The 15723-nt window shown below is 62.7% G+C and carries 15 protein-coding genes; 3 read left to right on the forward strand and 12 right to left on the reverse strand.

Translation table 11 applies throughout. The annotated features are described in order from the left end of the window. Positions 1-4: 4 nt before the first annotated feature. On the reverse strand, positions 5-808 hold the full coding sequence (locus tag QF092_RS03185; RefSeq protein ID WP_281467567.1) for a hypothetical protein: 804 nt from the start codon (positions 806-808) through the stop codon (positions 5-7). A gap of 176 nt (positions 809-984) precedes the next feature. Between QF092_RS03185 and QF092_RS03190 the strand changes: the two genes are divergently transcribed. Together QF092_RS03190 and QF092_RS03195 are read left to right on the forward strand one after the other, a co-directional pair. After that, positions 985-1716 carry a heparan-alpha-glucosaminide N-acetyltransferase gene (locus QF092_RS03190; protein WP_281467570.1) on the forward strand — a complete coding sequence of 244 codons (732 nt, stop codon included), beginning with the start codon at positions 985-987 and terminating at the stop codon, positions 1714-1716. 79 nt (positions 1717-1795) lie between these two features. Further along, positions 1796-2461, forward strand: coding sequence for a nuclear transport factor 2 family protein (locus tag QF092_RS03195; protein ID WP_281467571.1), 666 nt, complete (start codon positions 1796-1798; stop codon positions 2459-2461). A gap of 51 nt (positions 2462-2512) precedes the next feature. On the opposite strand, the gene QF092_RS03200 is transcribed toward QF092_RS03195, so the two are convergent. Genes QF092_RS03200 through capB form a run of 7 tightly spaced genes read right to left on the reverse strand, consistent with a single transcriptional unit; the run spans position 2513 to position 11040 of the window. After that, positions 2513-3691, reverse strand: a complete 1179-nt coding sequence (locus QF092_RS03200) for an ABC transporter substrate-binding protein (protein ID WP_281467573.1) — start codon at positions 3689-3691, stop codon at positions 2513-2515. Beyond that, entirely contained in the window at positions 3688-4764 is a 1077-nt protein-coding gene (locus QF092_RS03205) for a branched-chain amino acid ABC transporter permease (protein WP_281467575.1), read from the reverse strand. The genes QF092_RS03200 and QF092_RS03205 overlap by 4 nt, the downstream gene beginning before the upstream one ends. Beyond that, complete coding sequence (locus QF092_RS03210; protein WP_281467577.1) at positions 4764-5669, reverse strand: branched-chain amino acid ABC transporter permease; 906 nt, start codon at positions 5667-5669, stop codon at positions 4764-4766. Before QF092_RS03210 ends, QF092_RS03205 begins: the two co-directional genes overlap by 1 nt. After that, positions 5666-6403 (reverse strand): ABC transporter ATP-binding protein, encoded by a 738-nt coding sequence (locus QF092_RS03215; RefSeq protein ID WP_281467579.1) that lies wholly within the window; start codon positions 6401-6403, stop codon positions 5666-5668. The genes QF092_RS03210 and QF092_RS03215 overlap by 4 nt, the downstream gene beginning before the upstream one ends. Then, positions 6400-7152 carry an ABC transporter ATP-binding protein gene (locus tag QF092_RS03220; RefSeq protein WP_281467581.1) on the reverse strand — a complete coding sequence of 251 codons (753 nt, stop codon included), beginning with the start codon at positions 7150-7152 and terminating at the stop codon, positions 6400-6402. Before QF092_RS03220 ends, QF092_RS03215 begins: the two co-directional genes overlap by 4 nt. Further along, the gene (capA, locus tag QF092_RS03225) at positions 7149-9239 is read right to left on the reverse strand and encodes a caprolactamase subunit alpha (RefSeq protein ID WP_281467583.1); all 2091 of its coding nucleotides are present in this window, start codon (positions 9237-9239) and stop codon (positions 7149-7151) included. Before capA ends, QF092_RS03220 begins: the two co-directional genes overlap by 4 nt. A 13-nt stretch (positions 9240-9252) precedes the next feature. Then, a complete protein-coding gene (gene capB / locus QF092_RS03230; RefSeq protein ID WP_281467585.1) occupies positions 9253-11040 on the reverse strand; it encodes a caprolactamase subunit beta in 1788 nt (595 codons plus the stop codon). Positions 11041-11282: 242 nt separating this feature from the next. On the opposite strand from capB, the gene QF092_RS03235 reads away from it, so the two are divergent. Further along, entirely contained in the window at positions 11283-12227 is a 945-nt protein-coding gene (locus QF092_RS03235) for an AraC-like ligand-binding domain-containing protein (protein WP_281467587.1), read from the forward strand. A 41-nt stretch (positions 12228-12268) separates the two neighbouring features. Here the strand turns inward: QF092_RS03235 and QF092_RS03240 are convergent, their stop codons facing one another. From QF092_RS03240 to QF092_RS03255, 4 genes are read right to left on the reverse strand one after another with little or no spacing between them, the layout of a single operon-like run. Further along, positions 12269-13237: a 5-oxoprolinase subunit C family protein gene (locus QF092_RS03240; RefSeq protein ID WP_281467589.1), complete on the reverse strand. Its 969-nt coding sequence runs from the start codon at positions 13235-13237 to the stop codon at positions 12269-12271. Beyond that, the gene (locus tag QF092_RS03245) at positions 13227-14102 is read right to left on the reverse strand and encodes a 5-oxoprolinase subunit B family protein (RefSeq protein WP_281467590.1); all 876 of its coding nucleotides are present in this window, start codon (positions 14100-14102) and stop codon (positions 13227-13229) included. Before QF092_RS03245 ends, QF092_RS03240 begins: the two co-directional genes overlap by 11 nt. Before the next feature lie 10 nt (positions 14103-14112). Then, positions 14113-15489, reverse strand: coding sequence for an acetyl-CoA carboxylase biotin carboxylase subunit (locus tag QF092_RS03250; RefSeq protein ID WP_281467593.1), 1377 nt, complete (start codon positions 15487-15489; stop codon positions 14113-14115). Further along, entirely contained in the window at positions 15489-15722 is a 234-nt protein-coding gene (locus QF092_RS03255) for an acetyl-CoA carboxylase (protein WP_281467595.1), read from the reverse strand. The genes QF092_RS03250 and QF092_RS03255 overlap by 1 nt, the downstream gene beginning before the upstream one ends. Between the last annotated feature and the right edge of the window lies 1 nt (position 15723).

Genomic DNA, 15723 nt, shown 5'->3' on the forward strand with positions numbered 1-15723 from the left:
GCCATCAGCCGGGATGGGCAACCACCTGCGCTTCGAACCAGCGGCAGGCGCCTTCCAATTCGGCATCGCAGAAATCCACCCCCGGAAGCGCAAGAATCGCACTCGGTTCCGTTGCGATCTGGCCCGACACCATGACCTGGGCCGCAGGGCGTGCCACGGTCAGCGCGACAACCAACCGACCTAGTGCGGCAAGAGAATGGTCGGACCCTGCCGAAAAGCCGAAGAGCATATCTTCCGAAGTTTCGAAATGGCTGTTCAACTCGTCATGACTTTGACCGATCAGCAGGGTGATATCCCACCCGCGGGCGCGGAAGACATCGGTGGCGGCGGAAATCCCAAGCGTATGCATATCCCCCGGCACGAGCGCAAAGGTTGCCGATTTGCGTACGCCGCGATCCGGCATCAGGGGCGGGCGGCGGCGATAGCGCAGATAGGAATAGATGCGCGACGCGCCCACTGTCGCCTCAAGGAACGACACTTTGTCGCTGTTCCAAAGGATGCCGATCTCCTTTGCGATGGGGCCTAGGCGCTCGGCAAGGAACCAGTCCAGCCCGTTCAACGGATCGTCGAGCGATTCCAGCGCGGCCGCGGCCTCTTCCTCGGTGCCGGAGGTCAGGGCGATGGCGGCCACAAGGACGGCGGCCCGGTCTTTGGCGCGGCGCACCTCGACCGCGCGGCGTGCAACCTGACGGAGCACTTCAGTCGCCAAGGCTGTTACATGCTCTCGGCTGACCGGGCCTTGACGGCCACCCGTCAAGGTTTCGGCAATCGTGGATATGGCGTTTTGATCGTCGTACTCGGCTGACATCTGTATGGCGAGGTTTACGCCTCGTCCCGGTTCCCTGTCATGATGGGCGCACAGGCGGGGTGGGAAGTCAATCCGCGAAAGGTCGCGGGGCAGGGGTGGGCCACCCGGTGTTGCGCTTGTGATCCGGTTGGAAACCCCTCAGAAACAAGGCATCGCGATTGCCGAGGGGACGATTCTTGAACGAAAGCAAGGGGCATCGTCTGGTCGCCGTCGATCTTGCCCGCAGCCTTGCGCTGTTGGGCATGGCGGTCTTTCATTTCACCTTCGATCTGGAACTTTTTGGACATCTGGACCCCGGCACAACCGTCACGGGCGGTTGGGCGATCTTTGCAAGGGTCGTGGCGGGCAGTTTCCTTTGTTTGGCGGGGCTGAGTCTTGTGCTTGCCCATGGCAAGGGGCGGCGCTGGCCTGCCTTTCGGAAGCGGTTCTTGCGCGTGGCAGGTGCGGCACTGGTGGTATCTGGGGCGACCTTGGCGGTGCTGCCGCAGGCCTTCATCTTCTTCGGCATCCTGCATTCCATAGCCTTTGCCAGCCTGATCGGCATGGCGCTGGTCGGTTTGCCTTGGGCGTTCCTTGCGATGCTGACCGTGGCGGTGGTGGTGGCGGATCGGACCCTGGCCTTTGATGCCCTTAACCCGCTTTGGCTGGTGTGGACGGGGCTTGGCACCAAGGTGCCTTGGTCTATGGATTTCGTCCCGGTGTTCCCATGGCTCGCGGCCTTTTTGGCCGGGATGACCATCGCCAAGGCGATGGATCGGGCGGGACTTTGGGCGCGGTTGGCTGTCTGGCAACCTGCGGCTTGGATACAGCGCCTTGCTTGGCCGGGGCGGCATTCGCTGGCCGTCTATCTGATCCATCAACCTGTGCTGATATCGCTTGTTTGGCTGGGAACGAAGCTTTTCGCTTAGGCTTTCGTCAGGTTGAAATTGCTATCTGCGGCTGATGGATGCGCCTATTCTGTGCCGAGGATATCAGGGGAGACTTCACATGCCGGAACAGGCGCAGCCGATCGTTCATATCGATGACGACCGTTTCAAGGTGACGGAATGGCGTTTCGCCCCCGGTGCGGAAACCGGCTGGCATCGGCATGGCCATGATTATGTGATCGTGCCGTTGACGGATGGTACGCTTGCGCTCGACCTGCCGGGCGGGCAGGCCGCGCGGGCGGAGTTGCGGCAGGGCGTGCCCTATTCCCGCCGGGTGGGGGTGGAGCATAATGTGACCAACGGATCGTCCACCGCCCCCTTGGCTTTCCTTGAGGTGGAAGTGGTGGATGACGCGCTGGCCCATCGCCGCCGCGCGACGATGGAGGCCTTGATGACGGCCTTCAATGCCCGCGATCTGGAGGCGCTGATGTCCTGTATGGCGGTGGAGTGCGCCTTTCACGCCTCTGCGGGGCCTTTGGCAGAGGGGGCGGTGCATCAAGGGCGCGATGCGGTGCGCGCGGCCTATGCCGCGATCTTTGACGCCTTCCCTCAGGCAGAATGGGGCGAGGGGGCGCATGCCGTGATGGGCGACACGGGTCTGTCGACATGGCGCTTTCGTGGCGTGACGCGCGACGGGGCGAAGGTCGATGTGCACGGCTGCGACGTATTCACCTTCGATGGTGAACTGATCGCGGTGAAGGACAGCTATCGCAAGTCGCGGGGGTGAAAAGGAAACGGCCCCGCGCGAAAGGCGGGGCCGTTCTTCGGGCCTATGGCCTTACTTCATCAGATCGGCAACCGGGATCGGCTCCGAGATCGTCCATTCATCCACCACGCCGGGCTTGCCCGCATTGGTTTCGACGATCAGGTAACGCGCTTGGTTCTGGTGGTGCAGTTCGCTGGTGAAGGTGCGCGGGCCAAAGAGCGTGGGTTCGCCGTTCATCTTTTCCAGTTCCGCCACCACGGCAGAGGTTTCAGTGGTGCCTGCCCGTTCCACGGCCTTGGCCCAGACATCAATCATCACATAGCCCGGATAGACATATTGGGTCGAGGGATCGCCGCCCGTGGCTTCCTTGTACTTGGCGTTGAAGGCCGTCACGTCCGGGTTCGGGTCATCGCCATAGATCGAGCCTTGAACCGGGACGAAGAAGTTCGACAGGTCGGGCACGGCCGACAACCAGTAGGACCCATCTACGCCCGATCCGTTCAGGATCATCGAATTAATGCCCGCCGCGCGGATCTGCTTGATGGCGGAAACCGCCCCGGGCATCATCGTGCAGAGCATGATGGCATCGGGTTCTTCGGGCAGCGACTTGATCCGGGTGATCTGCGCGGCAATGGAGGCGTCTTCGTTCAGGAAGGTATCCTCGCCCACCAGTGTGGCATCGGCCAGTTTCGGCATCATCCAATCAAAGCCGTCGCAGATGCCCTTGTTGTATTCCGTCCAGGTGTCGAGCAGGCGATAGAAGGTCCGCGCCTCTTTCTTGTTATAGGCCCATTCGGCCATCGTCGCGCCTTGGACGGCCGCAAGGACCGAGGCCGAGAAGGAGTTTGGCCCCACGCCCTGAATGCCCGCCTTCACCGATTCCGCGCAGAGGAAGAAGGAAATCAGGCCGCTTGACTCCGCGGCCAGCGCGGCCGGGGCGCCAAAGTCATAGTCGCAGGACACGACCACCATATCGGCCCCCTGATCGATCACGGAAAGGCCCGCCTTGGCCCCTTCGGCGCGGTCGGTTTTGGTGTCGGCATTCACCACCTCGATCTGCTTGCCCAGCAGGCCGCCTGCGGCGTTGATCTCTTCGATGCGGATCATCGCAGCATCCTGTGCGGGCTTGTCATAGGCCTGCATGAAGCCCGTCTCGGCGGTGGCGAAGCCCACCACGATCCGATCGTCATCGGCAAAGGCCGCGCCTGCAAGGCAGGTCGTCGCGGCAAGGATCGCTGTCAGTCTTTTCATCTCTGATCTCCCGTTGTTTGACTTGCGTCGTTTGATCCGGGTGTCCCCGGTTTTTCAGACCGGAATATCCGTCCGGTCAGTTCGCTGTTGCCCATGATTCCGGCAGGCCGGAACATGAGGATCAGGATCATCACCACGCCCAGCGCGATTTCCTGCACGCCGCCGGGCAGGGCAAAGCTGCCTTCGCCGATGGTCACACCCGCCTCCAGCCAGCGCAGGACCTGGATCAGGCTGGACAGGATCAGAACGCCGATCACCGCGCCGGACAGGCTGCCCATGCCGCCCACGACGAGCATCGACAGCGTCGTGAAGGTCAGGCCGAGGTAGAAGGTATCGGGCGTCACAAGCCCAATTGAGTGGGCGTAAAGCGCACCACCCGCGCCCATGATCGCGCCCGATATGACAAAGGCCACCAGCCGCACGCGCGTGATATCCACGCCGCTGGCCGATGCGGCCGTGGGTTCGTCGCGTGCCGCGCGCAGCGCCAGACCATGGCGGCTGATGGAAAAGGCCCAAGCGACGAAGACAGACAGAATGGCTGCGATCAGATAGGGCCAGACCGTGCGCACGATGGGAATGCCCACGACGGAAGAGGTGGCCGCCGTCACGCTGTCCCAGTTGGAATAGATGGAGTTGACCATGGCGAGCATGGCAAAGGTCGCGATGGAGGCCGCGATGCCCGAGAGCCGCATCAGCACCGCCCCGAAGACCAGCGCCCAAAAGGCCGCGAAAGCCCCACCCGCAAGGGCCGCGACCCAGAAGGGTAGCTCCAGTTGCATCAGCCAATTGGGCAGGCCGGGCATCGAGATGCCCTTCATCATCGGCTTGATCGTGGTCCAGGCCGCGACATAGCCGCCAAGACAGGCAAAGGCGATGTGCCCGAAAGAGATGACGCCGGAATTCCCGATAAAGGTGAACAGGCCGACGACGAAGATCACCTGAAGAAAAATGTCGATGACCGTCTGGTTGAAGGGCCGCGATCCGGCCAGCCATGCGGCCAGCGCGAAAGCCACCAGAAGGGACGAGAGCAGGATCGGCGTCAGGATGGTGCGGCGGGCGACAGAACGGGCCATCAGACGCGCTCCTTCGTGCTGCGGGCACTGAGCAGGCCCTGCGGCCGGAAGATCAGCACAAGGATTACTGCCCCATAGACGAAGGCATCGCGGAAGGCCCGCGCGTCAGGCGGCAGGATGACCTGCATCACCGTGGCAATCGCCCCCAGCGCAAAGCCTGCGATCACCGCCCCGGCAAGACTGCCCATGCCACCGATCACCGTGGCGATGAAGGCCATGAGCATGACGCTGGCCCCCATCATGATATTGGCCGTTCCGGTCTGCGATCCAAGGATCAGGGCGATGGCGGCCGCCAGCGCACCAGACAGGGCAAAGGCACCCATGATCACGCGATTGGCGCGGACGCCCAAGACGCGCGCCATGGTGAAATTCTCGGCCGCGGCCCGCATTTCCAGCCCGAACCGGGTGCGCCGAAGAAAGGCCGTTAGGCCCAGCAGGACGGCAATGGTCACAAGGATGGTGATCAACTGCAAAAGTGGGATTCGTGCGCCGAAAAGTTCGATCGGCTGGCTGAGTTCCGGCAGAAGCGAGATGCTTTTCGGGCGGCTGGAGAAAAGCATCAGCAGGAAGTAGCGGATTACGAAGCCGAGCGCGAAAGAGGCGATCATCATCGTGGCAGGGTTCGCGCGGCGAAAGCGGCGGAAAACGAGGGCCTCGGAGAGGACCGAAAGACCTGCGCCCACCAAGAGCGTGAAGGGGATCAGCAGATACCACGGCAGATTGCCCGCAAAAATGATCGCCACCGCATCGACCGATGGCCAGAGCAGGGCAAAGACGCAGAAGGCAATCACATCGCCATGGGCAAAGTTTACCAGGCGCATCACGCCAAAAATCAGCGCGATCCCTAACGCCCCCAATGCGTAAAGCGATCCCAGCGACAGCGCGTCGAAGACGACCTGCATCATCCGTGATCTCCGTATCCGAAATAGGCGGCCTGCATCGCCTCAGATTGGCCAAGGGCACGCGCATCGCCATCCAGCACGATCTCGCCCCCGCGCATCAGCATCATCCGCCCACCCGCCATCATCGCGCGGGTCGAAGATTGTTCGACGATCAGCAGTGTCAGCTTGCGCTCAGCCCGCAGCGTGGCCAGCCGTTCATAGACCTGATCGGTGATATTGGGCGCAAGGCCGAGGCTGGGCTCATCGATGGCCACAAGGCGCGGGGTTGTCATCAGCGCGCGCCCGATGACCAGCATCTGCTGCTGTCCGCCAGAGAGAAGCCCTGCCTGGGTGTGCCGCCGGTCCTTGAGGATGGGGAACGTGGCATAGACCGCTTCCAATTCGCTGGCCGCCCGCGCGCGCCACCCCCTGCTGCCCGCATGCATGCCCGCGCCGACCATGAGGTTTTCCTCGATTGTCAGGCCCGCAAAGGCATCGCGGCCCTCTGGGACCATGGAAAGGCCCAGCCGCGCGATGTCTTCGGGGGCCTGCCCGGTGATGTCGTGATCGGCGAAATCGACGCGCCCGCCCGCAGGCGGCGTCACCCCGGCAATCGCCCGCAGAAGCGAGGATTTGCCCGCGCCGTTCGGCCCGGTGATGAACAGCATCTCGCCTTCGGCCAGCGTGAAGCTTACCCCCCGCACCGCCGTCAGCCGCCCATAGCGAACCGAGATGTTGGACAGCGACAGAAGGCTCATGTCTCGACCTCCATCACAGGAAGGTCGGTGTCGGTCGCGGTGCCCATGTAGGCGTGCCGGACCGTCTCGCTGGCGCGGATGGCGGCAGGGGTGCCGGTTTCGATGACGGCGCCGGAGTCGAGCACGACGATATGGTCGCACAGGCCCAGCACCAGCCCAACGTTGTGTTCAATCAGGATCACGCCGCAGCCCATTTCGCCCGCGATGCGGCGGATCAGGGCAGATAGGTCCGTGGCCTCTTGCGCGCTCATGCCCGCGGCGGGTTCGTCGAGCAGCAGGTATTTCGGCCGCCCCATCAGCGCGCGCCCAATCGCCACGCGGCGTTCGTCGCTATAGGGAAGGGTGCCCGCGATGCGGTTGGCCAAGGGGGAGATGCCGACCCAATCCAGCATCTCCTCAGCCTCGGCGATGGCGGCGGCGCGCGATTGGCCCAGACCGACCCCCGTCACCTCCAGATTGTCGATGACGGGTAGGTCGCGGAACAGCCGTCCGCCCTGAAAGGTGCGCGCGATACCCCGGCGGCGTACCTCATGCGGTTTCAGGCCGGAAAGGGGTTGCCCGTCCAATCGAACCTCCCCTTCCGTCATGGCCTGAAAACCGGTCAGCACGTTGACAAGGGTGGTCTTTCCGGCCCCGTTCGGGCCGATAAGCCCAACGATCTGGCCCGGTGTAACCGTCAGGTCCACCTCTGACAGGGCCTTGAGCCCTGCGAAGGCGACCGAAACCTTGTCAGCGGCTAGCGCGGTCATTTCGCTCCTTTCCGGTCACGGGTGATGAGGTAGGACCCGCTGGCATCCAGCTTTGCGGTCCAACCCGGTTCGATGACGATGGTGGTGGTGATCTCTTCGATCACCGCCGGCCCCTTGATCGTGGCCCCGGCCCCCAAGGGGGTCCCGTCATAGATCGGCGTCTTGATGCGCTTGCCATCGGCGCTGAACACCGCGTCGCGATGCCCTTTCAACGCCTTGGCCGGGCTGGCCCCCTTGCCGATCTTCATGCGTTCGGGCTTGTCGACCACGCCGTAGAGGGTGCTTTCGATATTCACCACTTCGACGGTCGAGGCGGGTTCGGCATAGGTGTAAAGTTCCTTATGCCGCTTGTGGAACGCCTCTTTGATCTTTGCGATGCTCTTGGCGTCGACCTTGAAGGTCCCGATCTCGACCGTGCATTCGTGTACCTGCCCGACATAGCGCATATCGAGGCTGCGCTTTGTCACGATATCGCGGCCTTTGAAGCCGTCGCTTTTCAGATGGTCCACCCCTTGCGCCTCGATCTGTGCGAAAAGGCTGTCGATCCGCGCATAGGCCGCGTCATTGTCGAGCCGCAGGGGGGCCGTGGCCATGTAGTTGTATTTCACGTCGCTGATGATCTGGCCAAAGGCGCAAAGGCCCGAGGCAAGCTTTGGTAGAACGATGGTGTCGATCCCCATCGCATCGGCCAGCGCCGTGATATGTGCGGCCGTCGCGCCACCCGCGCCAACCAGCACGAAGTCGCGCGGGTCATAACCGCGTTCCACCGTCACGCGGCGTATGCCGTTGACCATATTGGCGTTGACGATGGTGAACATTCCATAGGCTGCGCGTTCCACGCTCATGCCCAAGGGATCAGCCAGATGGGCGCGGATCGCCTCTTGCGCCTTACCAGCGTCCAGGGGCAGGCGGCCACCCACCAGACCGTCGGGGTTCAGATAGCCAAGAACCAGGTTGGCATCCGACACGGTTGGTAGCTTGCCACCCTGACCATAGCAGGCCGGCCCGGGATCGGACCCCGCCGATTGCGGGCCCATCTGCATCAGCCCCATCTCATCGATCCAACCGATGGACCCGCCGCCCGCACCCAGCGTTTCCACCTGAATCATCGGCACCCCGATGCGATAGCGCAGGAAGTCGATATTCTTGTTGATATTGGTGCTGCCATCCTTGGTCAGCGTGATGTCGAACGAGGTGCCGCCCATGTCGACGGTGATGACATCCGTCTTGCCGAAGGGCGCGCAGACATATTGGCCTGCCGCCGGGGCAGAGGCAGGTCCGGAATTGATCGCATAGACCGACCGATCCGTCATGGCCTGCCCGATGGCAAGGCCCCCGTTTGACTGGTAGTAACGCACCGGCTGTTTCGCCCCCAGCGCGCGGAAATAGCCATCCACCGCCTCAACATAGCGTTTCATGATCGGGGCAAGATAGGCATTCACCACGGCGGTCGACGTGCGCGTATACTCCCGCACCTGCGGGTAAAGCTCTGACCCGAGCGTCAGCACCACATCGGGCAACATCTCGCGCACGATCTGGCCTGCGCGGGCCTCGTGTTCGGGATGCAGCACGGACCAGACGAAGCTGATCGCCACTGTCTCTACCCCTTCGGCCTTGAAAAGCTCGCACGCCGCGCGCACGTCGTCTTCGCTCAGGGGAATGCGGACTGTGCCATCCGACAGCACCCGTTCCTGCACCCCGCGCCGCAGATAGCGCGGCACCAGCATCGTGGCGGGCGGATATTCCGGATCATAGCGATAGCCGTCTTCCTTGTGGCCCAGACGGATTTCCAGCGAATCTTCGTGCCCCGCAGTGCAGATCAGACCGGTCTTCGCACCTTTATGGGTGATCAGCGCGTTCAACCCGACCGTGGTGCCGTTGATGCACAGGTCGCAATTCGACACCACCGCCTCGGGCGGGACGCCCAGATCTTCCGAGATCAGTTGCAACCCGTTGCGGATAGCGAGCGTGGGGTCCTGCGGCGTGCTGAGTGCCTTGTAAAGCCGAACCTGACCTGTCCGGTCGGCCAGAACGAAATCGGTGAAGGTGCCGCCTGCGTCGATGCCAAGACGATATTCGGATTTCATCACATGGCCCCCCTTATTTCGCGGCCGCGGCGCGACGGGTCGCGCGCAGAGCTTCGGTTGCTGCCATGTCGACGTGCAACGTGGCGGGGTCGGTGATGATGACGCCGTAATCCTCCTTTGCCCCGGTCAGCGAGACGAGGCCGTTCTTCACATCCCACAGCACCTTTTCGACAGCGCGTTCCATCGGGTTGCCGTAGCCGCCCCCGCCGGGGTTCATGTTGGTGATGCGGTCACCGGGTTTGATGACCTTGATGACGTTTTCACGGATGGTTTCGGTCCGGTCCCCTTCGACCAGTTCCAGCCGCCCGACCTTTGTGTCGATGATCGTGCTGGCCGCGCCTGCCGCGCCCACGGCGGGGATGCGACGGCCTTCGCCAAAGGTGATGAAGGTCATGTCGTCATTGAGCGGCTCCACCTCCCACGCCGTGCCGCTGCCGCCGCGGAACTTGCCCGCCCCGCCACTGTCGGTCATCAAGGAATAGCGGTGGATGATGATGGGATAGCTGTATTCCAACAGCTCCACATCGCCCGATGTCAGCGCCCCGAAACAGCATTCCGGCCCGCAGGCGTGCCAGCCGTCCTGTGACGGCGTGGCACCCGCACCCGAAATGATGGTGGCCAAGACCATCGTCACATATTCCTCGTCATGCCGCTTGTCCCAGCCTGCGATGTTCAAGCCATTCGCATGGCCCCAGCTCGCTGACACTTTGGCAGGCACGGCCTTTTCGAAGGCCAGCCGCACCGCATCCGTAAGGGTTTCCATCGGCGTCGTGGTGCAGTTCATATGCGGCGCAGGTTCTGCGGCGTTGCAAATCGTGCCCTTGGGCCCGAAATCCACCGTCACGCAGCGATAGAGGCCTTCATTGTAAGGCGGCGGCAATTGGGCGAACATCATCAGGCCCAGATAGACGCCGGAATGGCTGTTCCCCTCATAGCTGTTGATGAAATAGGGAATCTGCGGCGGGCTGCTGATGGCGATGTGGCAGCGGTCGCCGTTGATGGTGACGGTTGCCTTGATCTCGAAATCGCCAAAACCGTGGCCGGCATCCTCAAGGATTGCGGCGCCTTCATAGGTGCCATCCGGCACTTCGGCGATCAGGCCGCGCATCTGGCGGTCGGCCATGTCGAGCAGGGTTTCGATACAGGCATCGACCTGCTCTTCGCCATATTTTTCCAGCATGGCGATCAGGGCGCGTTCGCCCACCTGACAGGCCCCGATCAGGGCGTTGAAATCACCCTCTTGATCGCGTCGCGCGCGCATGTTGGTCAGGATGAAGTTCAACACATCCTTGCGCGGCTGCCCCCGATCCCAGACCTTTACGGGCGGGATGCGCAGGCATTCTGCGTAAATCTCTTTGGCATTCGGGTTGTAGCCTGCGGGAACCGGGCCGCCTACATCGGTAAGGTGGCCCTTGCAGACCGTCCAGAACTTCAGTTTGCCCTTCCAGAAGACGGGCTTGTAAAAGCAGGTGTCGATGGCATGGCTGCCGCCCCATGCGGGGTCGTTGTGGATCAGAAGATCGCCTTCATGAATGTCGCCCTCGAAGTATTTCGCCACCACCTTCATCGCCGGGATCAGGCTGCCCAAATGGATCGGGATATCTTGTCCCTGAAGGATCATTTCGGGGCGGTGGTTGAACAGCGCCGTCGAATAGTCATGCGCGAGGTTGAACACGCTTGACCGCGCGGTCTTCTCAAGGCTTAGCGTCATTTCGCGCTGTGTCGTTTCCAATATCCCGCGCACCACCGAAAGGGTGATGGGGTCCACTTCCACCTTCTTCTTTTGCGATCGTGCCATCATGCCGCCCTCCGATAGGGGCCGTGCAACAGGGCGAGGCGCGGGGGCGCCCCCCGTCCGTTTCGCAATCCTTCCCTGTCGCACAGCGTCTGTTGCGCCGTTGATAAGGGAAGGCTAACGGCGCTTTGCCCCGCAGGTCTTTGCACCTTGTGCATCGGATTTTGCATTTCCGTGCATAGGGGGCGGCAGGGTGCTTGCCCGACTCGCGCCCCCATGCCCAGATGGGCCAAAGGGGGATGACTTGCATGAAATCCACGATCACCACGCGCGGGGTCGATCAGGCGGCACGCAGCCGCCATTGGCACGAAACCATCGCGCGGACCTACTTCCCACTGGACCTGTCTTTCCCGCAGCCGGAATCCTTCAACGGTGAATTGACAAGCTGGGATCTGGGCGGGGTGTCGCTGTCTCGGCTGACGTCGGATGCGCTGCTTTACCGCCGCTTGCCCAAACACTTCCGCGAACCGGGGCCGGAAGAATTTTTGGTCACGCTTCCTGCGAAATCCGAACTGCGCTTTACGCAAGGCGGGCGGGAGGTGCGCGCCAATCCGGGCGCTTTCTTCATTGAACGCAGCCATGAACCTTATGAATTCAGCCATGCCGAGGCAGCCGATCTGTGGGTCATGAAGCTGTCGAAGGACATGCTGGGGGGCCGGGTGCGCGCGCCCGACCGCTTTTGCAGCCTGCAATTCGACGCCACCAATGGCGCGAACGGGTTGTTTGTCGACATGGTCCACCTGATCCCACAGCGCTATGACGCGATGACGGCGGAGACCCGTGCGACGGTGGGGCGACAGCTGGTCGATCTTCTGGCCTTGGCGATCCAGTCGGATGACCGGGTGCTGACCTCGGGCGCCTCCAGCGTTCGCACCGCGCATCTGGCACGGATCGAGGCCTTCGTTCGTCGGCATATCGATGACCCGGAACTTGGCCCCGAAACTGTGGCGGCGGGCTGCGGCATCTCTTTGCGCTACCTGCATGAGCTTTTGCGCGACACCAACCAGACGCTGGGCCAGTGGATCCGCGACTCGCGCCTGCAGGCTGCACTTGAGGATCTGAAAAACCCCGCCGATCGCCGCGCTATTGGCGAGATCGCCTATGCGCGCGGCTTCACCGATCAGGCGCAGTTCTCGCGCGCTTTCCGCGCGCGTTTCGGCGTGACACCGTCCGAGGCGCGGGGCAGGGGCTGATCGCTGTTCGGTCATCTGCCTGTCCCGCACCCCCCCTGTCCTTATCGGCCCAGATGATCGCGCACGCGCTGGAGGGCGGCCTGTCGGTCAGCCCGCGCGGCGAGCGCCTGATCCATTGTCACTTCGACAAAGCGGGCAGGGCTATGCGGCTGCAACTGACCGATCAGGTCCATATCGGCGCTGATCACGCAGCCCAGCATCATATATCCCCCGCCCGACACGGCATCGCGATGCAAGACGATCGGTTCCGTCCCGCCGGGCACCTGAATGCTGCCATAGGGATAGCAGGCATCCACGATGTTGGACGGGTTTGACCCGGCGCCGAAGGGCTGTTCGCGCGGCACGAAGTCGAGTGCCGTGCCACCCTTGAAGCGATAGCCGATCCTGTCTGCCTCTGGCGCGACCTTCCAGGTATCGGTGAAAAAGCGTTTGCCGGCCTCGGCGGTAATCCGGTGCCAATAAAGCCCCGGCAGCATGCGCAATTCCGCAGGGTTCCCCGGCCCGCGCCGCAGCGCCGCAGGCACGGCACCCGAACCGCTGCCGCCTGCACCGACGGGCAATTCATCCCCCGCCTTCAGCGCGCGCCCTTCATGCCCCCCCAATGCGCCCAGCGTATAGGTCGAACGCGAGCCAAGCTTCATCGGCACATCGATGCCGCCAGACACCGCGATATAGGCTCGCGCGCCGGCCTTAAGGAACCCGAAGGACAGCCGATCCCCAGCCTTTACCGTAAAGGATTCCCACGTTGCGCGGTCTTCGCCGTTTAGTTTGGGCGGCAGGTCGCCCCCAGTGACCGCAACGGTCGCCGGGGCGGTGAATTCCAGTTCCGGCCCAAGGAAGACCGCCTCAAGGACGGCAGCGCCTTCGTCATTGCCCACCAGCATATTGGCCACGCGCAGGGCAAAGCGGTCCATGCCGCCGGAAATCGGGATGCCCAGATGGTAATAACCGGGGCGGCCAAGGTCCTGCACCGTCGTGGACAGGCCCGGAGAGATCACCTTAACGGCCATTCAGCGCCTCCATCAGTTTGGCATTCGTTCCGGCCATGTCCTTGTTGAACTCGGTCAAAGAAAAGGTCGCCGAACGGATCACCGGTTCGAACCGGTTCGCATCGACCGCTTCGATCGCGGCGTCGTATTCGTCACGGGTGACGGGCTTCCATTTCACGATGTCGCCGGGACGGAAGAGGCACATCTCGTCCTGCAGATAGGAAACCTGCTGCGTCGGATCGTAGATCGGCATCGGCGTGACGCCGAACATCTGATACCCACCCGCACCGCGCACCGAATAGATGCAGGAAAAGCAACCGCCATGCCCGATGGTCAATTTGGGCGTATCGGTCCGGGGTCGCAGATATTTGGGCACCTGCAACTGCCGTTTGCGTTCCACCATCTGGTAAAGAAACGGCAGCCCCGCAACAAAGCCCACCATCGATACGAACCAAGGCTGGCTGGAATGGGCCTTCACGAAATTCTCGACCGTGCCCAGACCGTTTACTTCAGCCGCATATTCAAGGTCGGTCTTCGACGGATCCTGATGGCGTTCGCGGAACCGCATCAGGGTTTCATGCGTCCAAGGGTCCTGATAGAGGACTGGTATTTCCATGATCCGGGTTTTCAAAGTGGCGTCGGATTTCGCTGCCGCCGCCTCCATCCCCTGCAATTCTTTCAACAGATCGCCGGGCTTGATGGCATCAGGGTCGAACTTGACCTGAAAGCTTGCATTGGCGGGGCAGATCTCGGTCACGCCCTTTATCCCGGCCGCCTTTACGGCATTGGTCATGGACAGCGAGGTGAAGAATGCCTCAAGCGACATGTCCTCGGACACCTCGCCGAAGATATGCTCGTCGCCGCCAAAGGTGAATCGGATCGACATGGGTCCTCCCTCAAGGCTCCAGCTCCGGCACAAGCCGGGCCGCGTGGATGTCAAGCCAGCCTTCCAGCCAGCGGGTGTGAACGTCATTGGCCTGCACCGCAGGGTCGGCGGCCAAGGCAAGGAATAGCGGCTTGGTCGTACGCAGCCCCTCGATACGGGTTTCCCCCAAGGCACGCACAAGGCGCCTGATCGCGGCTTCGCGTGTTGCGCCATGCACGACGAGCTTTGCCAGAAGGGAATCGTAGAAGGGTGGCACGGTGTAACCTGCGTAAAGCATCGACTCGAAGCGCACGCCCGGGCCCCCGGGCACCCGCAGATCGCTGACCGTGCCGGGGAAGGGGGCAAAATCGCGCGACGGGTCTTCGGCGTTCAGACGCACCTCAATCGCATGCCCCTTGGCCATGATATCGCGCTGATGCAGACGTAAGGGCGCGCCGCCTGCAATGCGCAGACCCTCGGCCACAATGTCGATCCCGGTGATCATTTCGGTCACCGGATGTTCGACCTGAATGCGGGTGTTCATCTCGATGAAGTAAAACTGCCCGCTGGCATCATCGTAAAGGTACTCTACCGTTCCCGCGCCGGAATAGCCCACCGCGCGGGCAAGGCGCACAGCGCTTTGGCACAGCTCGTCCCGCGCGCGGTCGGTAAGAGCCTGTGACGGCGCCTCTTCCCAGACCTTCTGGCGGCGGCGTTGCAGCGAACATTCACGCTCCCACAGATGCACGGCATCGGTGCCATCGCCCAGAACCTGCACCTCTATATGGCGGGCCTTGGCAACCACGCGTTCCATGTAAAGCCCGCCATCGCCAAAGGCGGCCAGCGCCTCGGCTGCGGCCTGCGGGAAGGCCGCCTCAAACTCGGCCAGCGAAGTGGCGATGCGGATGCCACGGCCGCCTCCGCCTGCTGCCGCCTTGATCATCACGGGAAAGCCCGTGTCGATCAGGATATGCCGCGCTTCGTCTATATCGGCGACGCGGCCCATCGATCCAGGCACCACTGGCACACCCGCCGCATGGGCGGCAGATCGTGCCGCGACCTTGTCACCCATGGTGCGGATTGCCTCGGCCGAAGGGCCGACAAAGACAATGCCCGCCGCTTCGCAGGCTTCGGCAAAGCCCGCATTTTCGGCCAGAAAACCATAGCCGGGATGGATAGCATCCGCCCCTGTATCCGCCGCCGCCTGCAAAATCGCCGCGATGTTCAGATAGCTTTTCTTCGCCGCCGGGGGGCCGATCGCCACTACCTCATCGGCCAGCTGCACATGCAGGCTGTCGTGGTCGGCGTCAGAATAAACGGCCACAGTCGCAATCCCAAGGTCTTTGGCCGCGCGGATGATCCGAACGGCAATCTCACCCCGGTTGGCGACCAGAACCTTCTTCAGCATCAGTCGACCTCGGCCAGAACGGCACCGGCCATCACCGGTTCTTCATTGTCGGTGACAAAGCGGATATTGCGCCCTGCCACCTCGGCCTTCACCTCGTGGAAGGATTTCATCACCTCAATCAGGCCGATCACATCGCCCACCTCAACCGCATCGCCATCCGCCTTGAACGGCGGTTTGTCGGGGGCAGAGGCGCGGTAGAACGTGCCGGGCAGGGGGGAAAGAAGCTGGGCCATG

The sequence above is a fragment of the Fuscovulum ytuae genome, from assembly GCF_029953595.1.
GTDB classification, from domain to species: Bacteria; Pseudomonadota; Alphaproteobacteria; order Rhodobacterales; family Rhodobacteraceae; genus Paragemmobacter; species Paragemmobacter ytuae.